The sequence below is a fragment of the Janthinobacterium sp. 78 genome, assembly GCF_003096775.1.
Classification (GTDB): domain Bacteria; phylum Pseudomonadota; class Gammaproteobacteria; order Burkholderiales; family Burkholderiaceae_D; genus Janthinobacterium; species Janthinobacterium tructae.
Map to the genome: position 1 here is coordinate 1,405,543 of NZ_QENT01000001.1, position 14,808 is coordinate 1,420,350.

Consider the following 14,808-nt stretch of genomic DNA (forward strand, 5'->3'; position numbering starts at 1 on the left):
GGCGGATTCTTTAGCGTGGGCGGATCGATTGCAGGAAGGCTTGCAGCACGGGGGTATCGGTGTAGGCCACGTTGAAGCGGAACCACACCGTCTCGGGCGCGCGCAGCATGAAAAATTCGTTCGGCGACAGCAGGATACCGGCCTTCAATGCCATGTCGGCGATGATCTTGCCATTCCATTCCGGCGTCTGCAGGTCGGGCCAGCCGGCGCTGACGAACATGCCGCCACGCGGCCGCGCCACGGGCGCCATGCCCGCCTGTGCCAGGCAGTCGATGCTGCGCTCGCGGGCCGCTTCGAGCTGCGCCACCAGCCGTTCCACCATGCGCTTGTAGGGCCGCGCGGAGATGGCGTGGTAGACGGCGCGCTCGTTGATTTCCGACGTCGTCAGCCCCGCCAGCATTTTCACGCGCACCAGTTCGGCCACCAGCGGCGGCGAGGCGCAAATCGACCCTACGCGCAGCACGGGCGACAGGGTCTTGGAAAAACTGCCCACGCGGATCACGCGGCGCAAGCCGTCCATCGCCGCCAGCGATGCTTCGCCGCGCGCCGCCAGCTCGCGGTAGATATCGTCTTCCACCAGCCAGAAATCGAATTGCTCGGCCAGCGCCAGCAGACGGTGCGTCTGCGCCTGGCTCAAGGAAGTACCGAGCGGATTTTGCAGTACCGTGTTGACGAACATGAGTTTTGGCTGCGTGCGCGCGGCTTCAACGGCCAGCGCATCGAGATCGAGGCCCGCCTCGCTGCGCGCAATGCCCACGGGGATGCAGCCGTGGTGGCGTATCAGCGACTGCAGATTGCTGTAGCCGGGGTCTTCCACCAGCACCGTGTCGCCCGGCTTGGTCAGGCTGCGCAGGATCAAGTCAAAAGCATGCGTGGCGCCGTGCGTCAGCAAGACCTGGTCCGGCTCCACCTGGAACAGCTCTTCGGACAGGCTGCTTGCCAGGTGCTGGCGCAGCGAGGCAAAGCCGAGCGGGTGGCCATAGCCGCGTAGCCGGCTGGCGGGGATGCGCATGGCCTGGCGCACGGCATCGAGCACGGTCGCTTCGCCATACATCTCGGGCGGCAGCCAGCCGGCACCCACGGGCAGGGCATCGGATACGCCCGAATACAGATCCGGCGTGAGGGCATCGATGGCGGTGGGGCTGGCAAGGGTGTTGGCAATGAGGGCAGCCTGCGGCGAGGCGGCGATATCGTGGCGTGCGACGAAATAGCCGGAGCCGCGCCGCGACGACAGCAGGCCCAGGTTGACCAGGCGGTCATACGATTCGACGACGGTAAAGGTCGAGACGCCATTGCAGCGGGCGAACTGGCGCACGGACGGCATGCGCGTGCCGATGCGCAGGGCGCGGCTGCCCACCATGACGCTGATGGCGATGACGATCTGCTCGACGAGGCCGCCCTTTTTCTGGCGGTCGATGTCCAGCACGGGCCAGCCGCTGGCTTGCTCGGGGGCATCGTCTGTGCTGTCGCTGTGCTTCACGGTGGCTCCTTATGCTGCCTTGCACAAAACTGTAGTGGTTTTTCGACCTGTACGGTTGGGATACTTTGCCGTTTGTGTATCTGTGCCATTGGGGATGGCCTGTCTATTATTACATCAGCTTTTTGCCAACTGGTAAATTATTTTACGCTTCGTCAAAAACGATCCTGGCGCCGCGCCAGCCCATCCCAAGGAGAAGATCATGAACGAAACAAGGCCGGAATCGATGTCGGCATTCTGGATGCCGTTTACCAATAACCGCGATTTCAAGGCCAACCCACGCTTGCTGGTGTCGGCTGAAGGCATGTATTACAAGGATGTCGATGGCAACGCCATCCTCGATGGCACGGCCGGCCTGTGGTGCGTGCCGTGCGGCCATGCGCAGCCGCAGATCGTGGGCGCCATCCGCGAAATGGTCGGCCAGCTCGATTTCGCCCCCACCTTCCAGATGGGTCATCCGGCTGCCTTCGACCTGGCGGAAAAACTGATGGACTACACGGGCCACAAGTTCGGCCACGTCTTCTACACGAACTCCGGTTCCGAAGCCGTCGACACGGCGTTGAAGATCGCGCTGGCCTATCACCGCGTGCGCGGCGAGGGCGCACGCACGCGCCTGATCGGCCGCGAACGCGGTTATCACGGCGTGGGCTTCGGCGGCATTTCCGTGGGCGGCATCGGCGGCAACCGCAAGACCTTCGGTCCCTTGCTGCCCGGCGTGGACCACCTGCCGCACACGCACAACCTGGACAAGAACGCCTATACGGTGGGCGAACCCGAATACGGCACCCACCTGGCCGATGAACTGGAACGCATCGTCGCCCTGCACGACGCGTCGACGATTGCGGCCGTCATCGTCGAACCGGTGGCCGGCTCCACGGGCGTGCTGATTCCGCCGAAAGGCTATCTGAAACGCTTGCGCGAGCTGTGTACCAAACACGGCATCCTGCTCATCTTCGATGAAGTGATCACGGGTTTCGGCCGCATGACGACGCCGTTCGCCGCCGACTATTTCGACGTCGAGCCGGACCTGATGACGACGGCCAAGGGCCTGACCAACGGCATGGTGCCGATGGGCGCCGTGTTCAGCAAAAAGTATATCCACGACGCCTTCATGGACGCGCCACCGGGTATCGAACTGTTCCACGGCTACACGTATTCCGGCCACCCGCTCGCTTGCGCCGCCTCGCTGGCAACCCTGCAAGTGTTCGAGGAACAGGACATCCTGGGTCACGCCAAAGCGATGCAGGCATATTGGAGCGACGCCGTGCACTCGCTCAAGGGTCTGCCGCACGTGATCGACCTGCGCAGCATCGGCCTGATCGCCGGCATCGAACTCGATCCCATCGCCGGCAAGCCCGGCACGCGCGCTTTCAACGCCTTCAAACAGGCCTTCGCCGACGGCGTGCTGATACGCACGACGGGCGACATCATCGCCCTGTCGCCGCCGCTGGTGCTGGAAAAACAGCATGTCGACGAGCTGTTTGGCAAGCTGGCCAAGGTACTCAAAAATCTCGATTGAATTGCGACCCCAAGCAAAACCTGGGGTCGGACCCTGAGGGGGTATGCGTCCCAGTGGGACGCATACCAATCTCTAAGAGACCGACCCCGGCACTTGTTTCTGGGTTTGAAAAAGGAACACCATGAACACTCTCGACACCATCACCCACTACATCAACGGCGCCAAAATCGACACGCAAAGTGGCCGCTACGGCGACGTCTACAACCCCGCACTGGGCGTACCCGTGGCCCGCGTGGCCTTGGGCACCGTGGAAGACGTCGATGCGGCCGTGCAGGCCGCCGCCGCCGCCTTTCCCTCGTGGTCGGCCACGCCGCCGTTGACGCGCGCGCGCGTGCTGTTTCGCTACCTGCAGCTGTGCCAGCAGCACACGGACGACTTTGCCGCCATGCTCACGCGCGAACATGGCAAGACGTTTGCCGATGCCCAGGGCGAGGTGGCGCGCGGCATCGAGATGGTGGAATTTGCCGTCGGCATCCCGCAATTGTTAAAGGGCGAATTCACGGACCAGATTTCGCGCGGCATCGATGCCTGGTCCATGCGCCAGGCGCTGGGTGTGGTGGCCGGCATCACGCCATTCAATTTCCCCGTGATGGTGCCGATGTGGATGTTCCCCGTCGCCATCGCCTGCGGCAATACCTTCGTCTTGAAACCGTCCGAACGCGATCCGTCGGCCTCCCTGCTGCACGCGAAATTGCTGAAGGAGGCGGGCTTGCCCGACGGCGTCTTCAACGTGGTGCAGGGCGATAAAGTCACGGTCGATGCCTTGCTCGACCACCCCGTGGTGCAGGCGATCAGCTTTGTCGGTTCGACGCCGATTGCCGAATATATCTATGCGCGCGGCAGCGCCAGCGGCAAGCGCGTGCAAGCGCTGGGCGGCGCGAAGAACCACATGGTGGTGATGCCCGACGCTGACATGGACATGACGGTCGACGCGCTGATCGGCGCGGCCTATGGTTCGGCGGGCGAACGCTGCATGGCCATCTCGGTGGTGGTGGCCGTGGGCGATGCGGGCGACAAATTGATCGACGCACTGGCAACGCGCACGGCCGCACTGAAAGTGCGCGACGGCATGGAAGATGGTGCGGAAATGGGACCGGTCGTCTCGCTGGCCGCCAAGCAGCGGATCGAAAAACTCATCGCCTCAGGCGTGGAACAGGGCGCCACTTTGGTGGTCGATGGCCGCAACCATGTGGTGGCGGGGCGCGAGAACGGCTTCTTTGTCGGCGGTACTTTATTTGATCACGTCACGCGCGACATGAGCATCTACAAGGAAGAGATTTTCGGTCCCGTGCTGTGCGTGCTCCGGTGTCCTGACGTGGTGCATGCGGTGGAGCTGATCAACGCCAACGAATATGGCAACGGCGTGGCCATCTACACGCGCGATGGCGGCGTGGCGCGCGAATTCGTGCGCCAGATCCAGGTCGGCATGGTGGGCGTCAACATCCCCTTGCCCGTGCCGATGGCCTTCAACAGCTTTGGCGGCTGGAAGCGCAGCATGTTCGGCGACCACCACGCGTATGGACCCGAAGGCGTGCGTTTCTACACGCGCCACAAGGCCGTGATGCAGCGCTGGCCGAACACGGCAAGCGCTGGTGTGGAATTTGCTTTTCCCCAGATGAAGTAAAGGTTTCACATTACGAGCCGGCCGCACATAACAAGAGGAATACGCGATGATCGAGTCTTTGAACTATTTGCCGCATCCCGCCCTGCCCAACGAGGAACTGGCGGGCCATTTCACCGACCTGGCGCCGCCCCTGACGGCGCGCCAGGCGGCCATCGAAAGCGCCCGCTGCCTGTATTGCTACGACGCGCCGTGCAGCCGCATCTGTCCGTCGGAAATCGACGTGGCCAGCTTCATCCGCAACATCCACGACAAGAACATCAACGGCGCCGCCGCCGGCATCCTGAAACAGAACATCCTGGGCGGCAGTTGCGCCCGCGTCTGCCCCACGGAAATCCTGTGCGAGGACGTCTGCGTGCGCAACCACGACGCGGAAGGCCAGCCTGTGAAAATCGGCCTGTTGCAGCGCTACGCCGTCGACCACATGCATTTTGCGGCGCACCCGTTCCAGCGGGCGGCAAGCACGGGCAAGACGATCGCCATCGTCGGTGCCGGTCCTGCGGGTTTGTCGTGCGCGCACCGCCTGGCCATGCTGGGGCACGACGTGGTGATCTTTGAAAAGGAAGGCAAGGCGGGCGGCTTGAACGAATACGGCATCGCCAAGTACAAGCTGACGGAGGACTTCGCGCAAAAGGAAATCGACTTCCTGCTGGACATCGGCGGCATCGAGATCCGATGTCGCCAGGTGCTGGGCGAGAACCTGCAGCTGCGCGACTTGCACGCGCAGTACGACGCCGTGTTCCTCGGCCTGGGCCTGGGCGCCAGCCGCAAGCTGGGCCTGACGGGCGAAGATGCGCCGGGTCTTTTGGCCGCCGTCGATTACATCGCCGCGCTGCGCCAGGCCGACGACCTGGCCTCGCTGCCCGTGCCGAAACGCGCCATCGTGATTGGCGCCGGCAATACGGCCATCGACATGGCCGTGCAGATCCAGCGCCTGGGCGCCGAGGAAGTCACCCTGGTCTACCGGCGCGGCTTCGACGCCATGACGGCCACCCACCATGAGCAGGACATCGCCAAGGCCAACCAGGTGCGCATGCTGACGTGGGCCCAGCCGCAACAGGTGCTGCTCGACGCGGCTGGCCATGTCGCCGGCATGCGTTTCGAGAAAACGCGCATGCAGGGCACGCGTCTGGCGGGCACGGGCGAAACGTTCGACGTGGCGGCCGACGCCATCTTCAAGGCCATCGGCCAGAGCATCGACACCGGCGTGCTGATTGATCCGATGGCGTCGCTGCTGCAGCGCGAAGGCGACAAGATCGCCGTCGATGCAGGCTTTCGCACGGTGCTGCCAGGGATTTACGCGGGCGGCGACTGCGTGGCGCCGGGGCAGGACTTGACGGTGCAAGCCGTCCAGCATGGCAAGCTGGCCGCACTGGCCATCCATTCCGATTTCTTCAATAAAGTGGAGGCTGCATAATGGCTGATCTCAGCATCGAATTTTGCGGCATCAAGGCGCCGAATCCCTTCTGGCTGGCGTCCGCGCCACCGACCGACAAGGCCTATAACGTGGTGCGCGCCTTTGAGGCGGGGTGGGGCGGCGTGGTGTGGAAAACCCTCGGTGAAGACCCTGCCGCCGTCAACGTCTCGTCGCGCTATTCCGCCCTGTATGGCAAGAACCGCGAAGTGGTGGGCTTCAATAACATTGAACTGATCACCGACCGCTCTTTGGCAATCAACCTGCGTGAAATCACGCAGGTGAAAAAGGACTGGCCCGACCGCGCTATGATCGTCTCGCTGATGCTGCCGTGCGAAGAGCACTACTGGGCCGACATTTTGCCGAAGGTGGAAGCGACAGGAGCGGACGGCATCGAACTCAATTTCGGCTGCCCGCATGGCATGCCGGAGCGGGGCATGGGCGCGGCCGTGGGCCAGGTGCCCGAGTATGTGCAGATGGTCACCGCCTGGTGCAAGAAGCACAGCAAGCTACCCGTCATCGTCAAGCTCACGCCGAACATCACGGATGTGCGCCTGCCGGCGCGCGCTGCCAAGGCGGGCGGCGCCGACGCCGTCTCGCTGATCAACACCATCAACTCGATCACCTCGCTGGACCTGGACCGCATGGTGGCCTTGCCCATCGTGGGCGGCGCCAGCACGCACGGCGGCTATTGCGGGTCTGCCGTCAAGCCGATCGCCCTGAACATGGTGGCAGAAATCGCCCGCGATCCGCAGACGCGCGGCTTGCCCATTTCCGGCATCGGCGGCATCGGCAACTGGCGCGACGCGGCCGAATTCATCGCCCTGGGCGCCGGCTGCGTGCAGGTGTGTACGGCCGCCATGCTGCATGGTTTCCGCATCGTCGAAGAGATGAAGGATGGCCTGTCACGCTGGATGGATGAGAAGGGCTATGAAAGCATCAGCGATTTTTCCGGCAAGGCCGTGGCCAACACGACGGACTGGAAATACCTGGACATGAATTACCAGGTCATCGCGCACATCAACCAGGATGACTGCATCAAGTGCGGCAAGTGCTATGTGGCCTGCGAAGACACCTCGCACCAGTCGATTGCGCAACTGATCGACGCCGCCGGCATGCGCACGTATGAGGTGATCAAGGAGGAATGCGTGGGCTGCAACCTGTGCGAAATCACCTGTCCGGTGCAGGGCTGCATCACGATGGTGCCGCAGGCCACTGGCAAGCCATACATGAACTGGACGCAGGATCCCAGAAATCCACGGGCGTTGGTGGAAACGGCTTAGGGCACGTTTTTTGCGTACGTATATTTTATAAACTGTAGCCTGTCTTTGCAGTAAGCTAGACTGCCGCAGTTTACACAATGCCGTATCCCTGGCGTCATTCAAGATGCCGGCGGCCTAACCGATGGAGAATACCTGTGAACCACGACTATTCAGGCAATACGCAGCTGTGGAATGAAGATCTGGCGCCCACCACGGCAGCGCAGCGCACCTGGCGCTGGTATCACTTTGCCGCGCTGTGGGTGGGCATGGTGATGTGCATTCCCGCCTACACCCTGTCGGCCAGCCTGATCGACAGCGGCATGTCCGGCTACCAGGCCGTGCTCACGGTATTTCTCGCCAACGCCATCGTGCTGCTGCCCATGCTCTTGATTGGCCATGCGGGCACCAAGTACGGCATCCCGTATGCCGTGCTGGCGCGCGCCTCGTTCGGCACCATGGGTGCGCGCCTGCCGGCGCTGATGCGCGCCATCGTCGCCTGCGGCTGGTACGGCATCCAGACCTGGTTCGGTGGCCAGATGATCTATACCCTGATGGGCGTCTTGATGGGGCATGAACTTGGTGGCGAGAAGATCGCGGGCCTGGGCATCAACGGCAGCCAGTTGCTGTGCTTCCTGGCTTTCTGGGCCATCCAGTTCTATTACATCCTGCACGGCATGGAGTCGATCCGCAAGCTCGAAACCTATACGGCACCGCTGAAAATCCTCATCTGCTTCGTGCTGCTGTACTGGGTGCACAGCAAGGCTGGTGGCGTGGGCGCGCTGCTGGACCAGCCATCGCAGTTCATCCCGGGCGGCAAGAAGGCGGGCCAGTTCTGGAGCGTCTTCTGGCCATCGCTGACGGCCATGGTGGGTTTCTGGGCCACCCTGGCATTGAACATTCCCGACTTCACGCGCTTCGCCAAGACGCAGCGCGACCAGGTGATCGGCCAGTCCGTCGGCTTGCCCGTGCCCATGGGATTGCTGGCCATGCTTGCCGTGATCGTCACTGCCGGCTCCGTGGTCATGTACGGCAAGGCCATCTGGGACCCCGTCGACCTGGCCAGCCGCATGACGGGCGCCGCCGTGCTGGTCGCCCTGATCATCCTGCTGATCGACACGGTCAGCGTCAACCTGGCGGCCAACCTGGTGGGTCCGGCGTACGACTTTTCCTCGCTGGCGCCGAAGCAGATTTCGTACAAGATGGGTGGCTACATCACGGCCTTTATCGCCATCGTCATGATGCCGTGGAAAGTGCTCGAGTCGACGCAGGGCTATATCTTCACGTGGCTGATCGGCTACTCGGCCCTGCTGGGCCCCATCGCCGGCATCCTCATCGTCGACTATTATTTTGTGCGCAAGACGCAGCTCGACGTCAGGCAGTTGTACCGCGATGACGGCATTTACTCGTATGGCAATGGCTGGAACATGGCGGCGCTGATCGCCTTTGTCATCGCCGTGCTGCCGAATATCCCGGGCTTTCTGAACGCGGCCTTTCCCACGGCGTTTCCCGGCGTGGCCGAAGGCTTTAAAACCATTTACACCTACGCCTGGTTCGTGGGCGTGGCCATCGCCGCAGTCGTCTACGGCGTCATGATGAAGGGCAAGGTAGCGGCACGCGTGCAGCAGATGCCGCAGTCCTGATCTTTTCGAGAAGGAGACAAGATGACTACATTGATACGTGGCGGTACCGTCGTCAACGCCGACCGGGCGTTTCGCGCCGATGTGCTGATCGACGGCGACACGATTGCCGCCGTCGGCGAGAACTTGCCGGTGCCGGTGGGCGCCAGCGTGATCGACGCGGGCGGCCTGTACGTGATGCCGGGCGGGATCGACACCCACACGCACATGAATTTGCCCTTCATGGGCACCGTGACGTCCGACGATTTTTTCACGGGCACGGCGGCGGGACTGGCGGGCGGCACCACCACCATCATGGACTTCGTCATTCCTGCCCCGAAGCAGTCGCTGATCGAGGCGTATCACCAGTGGCGCGCATGGTCGGCCAAGGCGGCCGGCGACTACACCTTCCACGTGGCCATCACCTGGTGGAGCGAGCAGGTTCATGAAGAAATGGGAGTGCTGGTGCGCGAGCATGGCGTGAACAGCTTCAAGCACTTCATGGCCTACAAAAACGCCATCATGGCCGACGATGAAACGCTGGTGAAAAGCTTTACCCGTTCGCTGGAGCTGGGGGCATTGCCCACCGTGCATGCGGAAAATGGCGAACTGGTTTTTCAATTGCAGCAAGCCTTGCTGAAAAAGGGGATTACCGGGCCGCAGGCGCACCCGTTGTCGCGTCCTCCCGCCGTGGAGGCGGAGGCGGCCAACCGCGCCATCGCGATTGCCAATGTGCTTAATACCCCCGTGTACATCGTGCACGTCTCGTGCGCCGAGTCGCTCGACGCCATTACGCGGGCGCGCGCCAACGGCCAGCGCGTGTATGGCGAAGCGCTGGCGGGTCACCTGGTGATCGACGACAGCGTCTACCAGAGCGATGATTTCGATTATGTGGCGGGCCACGTCATGAGTCCGCCGTTCCGCGGCAAGCACCATCAGGCGGCCTTGTGGCACGGCCTGCAAAGCGGCAACCTGCACACGACGGCCACCGACCACTGCACCTTCTGCGCCGAGCAGAAGGCGGCCGGCAAGGATGATTTCACGCGCATCCCGAACGGCTGCGGCGGCGTGGAGGAACGCATGGCCGTGGTGTGGGATGCGGGCGTCAATTCCGGCATGCTCACGCCCTCCGAATTCGTCAAGGTATCGTCGACCAATGCGGCGCAGATCTTCAATATGTATCCGCGCAAGGGCCTCATCGCCGCAGGCAGCGATGCCGACATCGTGCTGTGGGACCCGCAGGGCACGCGCACCATTTCCGCCGCCACGCAGTTTGCCAAAGGGGGCTTCAATGTCTTCGAAGGGCGCACCGTGCGCGGCATCTCCCGCACCACGATTGCCGCCGGCAAGGTGGTGTTCCACCAGGGCGAGCTGACGGCCGTCGAAGGGGCCGGGCGCTATATCGAGCGCCCGGCGTTTGCCGCCACCACCGCATGAAGTCAGGAGACAATAATGGATGATCTACGCATCAATGGCGAACGGCTGTGGGCAGCCCTGATGGAACTGGCGCAGATCGGCGCGACAGCGAAAGGCGGCGTCAAGCGCCTGGCCCTGACGGACCTCGACAAACAGGGGCGCGACCTGGTGGTGCGCTGGGGCCGCGAGGCAGGCATGAGCATCACCATCGACCAGATCGGCAATGTCTTCATGCGCCGCGACGGCACCGACAATACCCTGCCTCCCGTGATGACGGGCAGCCATATCGACACGCAGCCCACGGGCGGCAAGTTCGATGGCAATTACGGCGTGCTGGCCGGACTGGAAGTGGTGCGCACCCTGAACGACCTCAATATCAAGACGCAATCGCCCATCGAGGTGGCGTTCTGGACCAACGAGGAAGGCTCGCGCTTCGTGCCCGTGATGATGGGTTCCGGCGTCTTTTGCGGCGCCTTCTCGCTTGAAACCGCGTATGCGGCGAAAGACACGGAAGGCAAAACGGTGGGCGAGGAGCTGGCACGCATCGGATACAAGGGCGACCAGGTGCCGGGCGACCATCCGATCGGCGCCTATTTCGAAACGCATATCGAGCAGGGCCCCGTGCTGGAAGACGCCGATAAAGTCATCGGCGTGGTGCCTGCCGTGATGGGACTGTCGTGGTACGACTGTGTGGTGACGGGCATGGAAGCGCATGCGGGTCCCACGCCCATGGGCTTGCGCAAGGATGCGCTGCAGGTGGCCACTGTCATCATGCAGGAAGTCGTCGCCATCGCCAACCGCTACCCGCCGTATGGGCGCGGCACGGTGGGCATGGTGCAGGTGTTCCCGAACAGCCGCAACGTGATCCCCGGTGAAGTGACATTCAGCATCGACCTGCGCAATGTGAACGACGAACTGCTCAACACCATGCATGGCGAGATCACGGCCTTCATCGACGCCACGCGCGAAAAAACAGGCTTGGGTATTTCACTGGAAAGGGTGTCCTATTACCCGCCATGCCCGTTCCACCCCGACTGCGTGGGCGCCGTGCGCAATGCCACCGCAAAGCTGGGTTATTCCGTGATGGACGTGGTCTCGGGCGCCGGTCACGACGCCATCTACGCGGCCAGGCTGGCGCCGGCCGGCATGATCTTCGTGCCGTGCAAGGACGGCATCAGCCACAATGAAATCGAGGATGCCAAGCCCGAGCACCTGGCAGCGGGCTGCAATGTGCTGCTGCACGCGATGCTGGAGCGGGCCGTGGCCGTCTAGCTGCGCTGGCGCGGCGGTGCTATGCTGGGCGCCTTGCGATCACAGGCAACCGGCAATGAGCACTCTCCATTTCGATAACGAAGCCAACCCTGCCGCCGTGCATGCGGCGCGCGGCGGCGAGCTGCTTGCCAGTGGCGATGCGGCCGGCGCCGAAACCTGTTTCCAGCAGGCGCTGGTCTTCGACTCCGGGCATGTATTCGCCCTGGCCAACCTGGCCTGGATGCGTGGACAGGAAGGCTTGCTGACAGAAGCGGAAAGCTATTACCTGCGCGCGCTGGCGCAAGCGCCCGATGACGTGCATCTGCTGCAGAACCTGGGCGCGCTGCTGATGACGATGCGTCGCCCGGTGGAGGCCGAGCGCATCGACCGGCGCGTGCTGGCGCTCGCGCCGGAAATGCCTTCCGCCTGGTCCAACCTGGGCGCGCTGCTGGCCGCCATGCAGCGCGAGACCGAGGCCGAACGCTGCTACCGCCATGCCATCGCACTCGATGGCGACTACGCCAATGCGCGCTACAACTTGTCGTATCTGCTGCTGCGCCAGGGCCGCCTTCTCGAAGGCTGGCAGATGCTCGAAGCGCGGCCGCAGCCGACCATGTTTGGCGCGTATTTTCGCTTTCCCCGCTGGCAGGGCGAGCCGCTTACCGGCCAGTCGCTGCTGATCTGTCCCGAGGCGGGCATGGGCGACATGCTGCAGCTGTGCCGCTATGCATCCTGCCTGCGCCAACTGGGCGCGGCGCGCATCTCGCTGCTATGTCATGCGCCGCTCAAGACGCTGCTGCTAGACCTTCCGGAGATAGACGAAGTATTCGCCATCGGCGAGACCGTGCCGGACGACGGCTGGAATTACTGGGCACCGATCCTGAGCCTGCCCGGTCTGTGCGGCACCACCCTGGAGACAATTCCGGCCCAGTTGCCGTATCTGTGGGCGCAGCCGCAGGCCGTCGCGGCGTGGCGTACGCGCCTGCCGGCGGCGCCACTGCGCGTGGGCCTGGCCTGGCGCGGCAATGCGCAATTTGAAAACGACGATGCGCGTTCGCTGGCGACGCTCGACGTGCTGGCGCCGCTGAGCGCGGTGGACGGCGTGCAGTTTGTCAGCCTGCAGAAGGGTGCCGGCGAGGACGATACTTCGGCGTCACTGGCCCTGGTCGGCGGCGGCGCGGCGCTGGGCGACATGGCCGATACGGCGGCGCTGATCGCCAACCTGGACCTGGTCATCAGCGTCGATACGGCCGTGGCGCACCTGGCGGGCGCGTTGGGTACGCCGTGCTGGCTGCTGCTGCCCGACTACTTGCCGGACTGGCGCTGGATGGCCGGGCGCCTCGATACGCCCTGGTATCCCACGATGCGGCTGTTCCGCCAGCCTGCGACAGGTGGCTGGCAACCCTTGATTGGCCATCTTGCGCAGGAACTGGCGCGCTGGCGCCAGGCGCACGGCTAGGTTTTTGGCTGGAACTCGCGCAGGAACGCCAGCAGCGCGCGCGCCGCGATGTCGGCGTCGTCGGCCGTCATGGTTTCCAGCGGATTGTGGCTGATGCCGCCATTGCCGCAGCGCGTAAACAGCATGGTCACGTCGGTGATGGCGGCCATGGCCATGGCGTCGTGGCCGGCGCCCGACAGCAGCGCGTATGGTGCGATGCCGACCGATTCCACGGCTTGCGCCAGCTGCGCCATCAGCCATGGCGCGCACGGCGCGGCACGCGCCGACAGCAGCAGTTCCAGCTGGTAGTCGATCTGGCGCCGCGCGCAGATGCCTGCGATGCCATCGAGGATGTCGTCGACGGCCGCCTGGCGTACCGCGTCGCTGGCTGCGCGGATATCGAGCGACAGGGTGCAGGCACCGGCGATCACGTTGACGGAACCGTTGGGCACCTGTAGCTGGCCGACGGTGCCCACCAGTGCTACGCCCTGGTTGCAACGCTGTTCCACTAGCAGGATGATTTCGGCCGCCGCGCTGGCCGCATCCTTGCGCATGCTCATGGGCGTGGTGCCCGCGTGGCTGGCCACGCCGCCAAGATTGAGCAGGTAGCGCGAGCTGCCGGCAATCGCCGTGACGATCCCCAGCGGCAAGTCGCGCTCGAGCAGCACGGGGCCCTGTTCGATATGCACTTCCACATAGCCGAGCAAATCGGCCGGATCGCGCGCGATGGCGCCGATGGCGCTCGCCTCGTGACCGGCGGCGGCCAGCGCGTCGCGCATGCTCACGCCATCCGTGTCGCATTGTTCCAGCAGCGACAAGTCGAACCTGCCCGTCACGGCCGTGCTGCCCAAAAACGTGCTCTTGAAGCGCACGCCTTCCTCTTCGGCGAAGCCGACGATCTCGACGTGGAAAGGCAGCTTTTCACCCCGTTCGTGCAGGTGGCGCACGACGGCGATCGGCAGCACGATGCCCAGCCGGCCGTCGTACTTGCCGCCGTTGCGCACCGTGTCGTAATGCGATCCCGTCATCAGCGTTTTTGCGCCGGGCGCGTCGGACAGATAGCGCCCGACCACGTTGCCGACGGCGTCGATCTGCACCTGCATGCCGGCCTCCTGCATCCAGTCGGCCAGCTGCGCTGCCGTTTTCTGGTGCGCCGGCGTCAGGTAGGCGCAGGTCAGGTTGTAATCGCTGTCGCTCCAGCTGGCCAGTGTTTCAGCGTGCTGCATGATGGCCGGGCCGAAGTCCAGGCGCACGTCGAACAGGTCGTTCAGGCGTAGCTCGGCGATGCGCTTGATCTGCCGCAGCGATTCGGCCAGTTCATCGGCGTGGCGGTTCTTCAGGCGCCGCGCAAAGGTGGCGATGATGTCCTGGCGCGTCAAACCCTCGCCCGTCGGGCCCTTGACGGCCAGGATGAAGGGGAAGCCGAACTTGGTGTTGTACTCGCTGTTGAGGCGCTGCAGGGTGGCAAATTCGTCGGCGCTGCACAGGTTCAGGCCGGACTTGGCCTGTTCGCGCGTCGATTCCATCGTCAGCTGGCCCGCGACGGCGGCCTTGCCGGCCAGTTCGGGGTGGGCGCGGATGAGTCCCAGTTGTTCTTCGGGCGAGGCCAGGGCCAGCACGCGCTGCAATTCCGTCTTGAGCGCCGTCAGGCTGGCAAACGGCCGCGCGGCGGCTGCGCGCTGGGCGATCCAGGGCGAATGTTCGTAGATGCCGTGCAGCTGCGCGATAAAATCGGCCTGGCTGCCGGCGTTCAGGTCTGAAAGGGTGGTCATGGTTTTCCGATCATGCAAGCGG

At 63.9% G+C, this 14,808-nt stretch carries 10 protein-coding genes; 8 read left to right on the forward strand and 2 right to left on the reverse strand.

Features of this window, described 5'->3' with window-relative positions; translation table 11 throughout:
- Positions 1–10 precede the first annotated feature (10 nt).
- Positions 11–1,480: a PLP-dependent aminotransferase family protein gene (locus tag C8C92_RS06240; protein ID WP_116743289.1), complete on the reverse strand. Its 1,470-nt coding sequence runs from the start codon at positions 1,478–1,480 to the stop codon at positions 11–13.
- 199 nt (positions 1,481–1,679) lie between these two features.
- Between C8C92_RS06240 and C8C92_RS06245 the strand changes: the two genes are divergently transcribed.
- The 8 genes from C8C92_RS06245 to C8C92_RS06280 all read left to right on the forward strand — a co-directional run bounded on the left by C8C92_RS06245 (position 1,680) and on the right by C8C92_RS06280 (position 13,035).
- A complete protein-coding gene (locus C8C92_RS06245) occupies positions 1,680–2,996 on the forward strand; it encodes an aspartate aminotransferase family protein (protein WP_099760524.1) in 1,317 nt (438 codons plus the stop codon).
- A gap of 121 nt (positions 2,997–3,117) precedes the next feature.
- Positions 3,118–4,620 (forward strand): CoA-acylating methylmalonate-semialdehyde dehydrogenase, encoded by a 1,503-nt coding sequence (locus C8C92_RS06250; protein WP_096233967.1) that lies wholly within the window; start codon positions 3,118–3,120, stop codon positions 4,618–4,620.
- A gap of 46 nt (positions 4,621–4,666) precedes the next feature.
- Complete coding sequence (locus tag C8C92_RS06255) at positions 4,667–6,034, forward strand: NAD(P)-dependent oxidoreductase (protein WP_116743290.1); 1,368 nt, start codon at positions 4,667–4,669, stop codon at positions 6,032–6,034.
- On the forward strand, positions 6,034–7,314 hold the full coding sequence (preA, locus tag C8C92_RS06260) for an NAD-dependent dihydropyrimidine dehydrogenase subunit PreA (protein WP_207780975.1): 1,281 nt from the start codon (positions 6,034–6,036) through the stop codon (positions 7,312–7,314). Before C8C92_RS06255 ends, preA begins: the two co-directional genes overlap by 1 nt.
- Before the next feature lie 134 nt (positions 7,315–7,448).
- Entirely contained in the window at positions 7,449–8,933 is a 1,485-nt protein-coding gene (locus C8C92_RS06265) for an NCS1 family nucleobase:cation symporter-1 (RefSeq protein WP_099760520.1), read from the forward strand.
- A gap of 21 nt (positions 8,934–8,954) precedes the next feature.
- Positions 8,955–10,346 carry a dihydropyrimidinase gene (gene hydA / locus C8C92_RS06270; protein WP_116743292.1) on the forward strand — a complete coding sequence of 464 codons (1,392 nt, stop codon included), beginning with the start codon at positions 8,955–8,957 and terminating at the stop codon, positions 10,344–10,346.
- Positions 10,347–10,361: 15 nt separating this feature from the next.
- Entirely contained in the window at positions 10,362–11,597 is a 1,236-nt protein-coding gene (locus C8C92_RS06275) for a Zn-dependent hydrolase (RefSeq protein WP_116743293.1), read from the forward strand.
- A 55-nt stretch (positions 11,598–11,652) separates the two neighbouring features.
- A complete protein-coding gene (locus C8C92_RS06280) occupies positions 11,653–13,035 on the forward strand; it encodes a tetratricopeptide repeat protein (RefSeq protein WP_116743294.1) in 1,383 nt (460 codons plus the stop codon).
- On the opposite strand, the gene C8C92_RS06285 is transcribed toward C8C92_RS06280, so the two are convergent.
- Positions 13,032–14,786, reverse strand: a complete 1,755-nt coding sequence (locus C8C92_RS06285) for an allantoate amidohydrolase (protein ID WP_116743295.1) — start codon at positions 14,784–14,786, stop codon at positions 13,032–13,034. The two genes, C8C92_RS06280 and C8C92_RS06285, sit on opposite strands and share 4 nt — an antisense overlap.
- Between the last annotated feature and the right edge of the window lie 22 nt (positions 14,787–14,808).

Bases quoted from the DNA above. Each gene is read 5' to 3' on its own strand.
- C8C92_RS06245 (WP_099760524.1), top strand. From the start codon at position 1,680: ATGAACGAAACAAGGCCGGAATCGATGTCGGCATTCTGGATGCCGTTT.
- C8C92_RS06250 (WP_096233967.1), top strand. From the start codon at position 3,118: ATGAACACTCTCGACACCATCACCCACTACATCAACGGCGCCAAAATC.
- C8C92_RS06255 (WP_116743290.1), top strand. From the start codon at position 4,667: ATGATCGAGTCTTTGAACTATTTGCCGCATCCCGCCCTGCCCAACGAG.
- preA (WP_207780975.1), top strand. From the start codon at position 6,034: ATGGCTGATCTCAGCATCGAATTTTGCGGCATCAAGGCGCCGAATCCC.
- hydA (WP_116743292.1), top strand. From the start codon at position 8,955: ATGACTACATTGATACGTGGCGGTACCGTCGTCAACGCCGACCGGGCG.
- C8C92_RS06275 (WP_116743293.1), top strand. From the start codon at position 10,362: ATGGATGATCTACGCATCAATGGCGAACGGCTGTGGGCAGCCCTGATG.
- C8C92_RS06280 (WP_116743294.1), top strand. From the start codon at position 11,653: ATGAGCACTCTCCATTTCGATAACGAAGCCAACCCTGCCGCCGTGCAT.
- C8C92_RS06285 (WP_116743295.1), bottom strand. From the start codon at position 14,786: ATGACCACCCTTTCAGACCTGAACGCCGGCAGCCAGGCCGATTTTATC.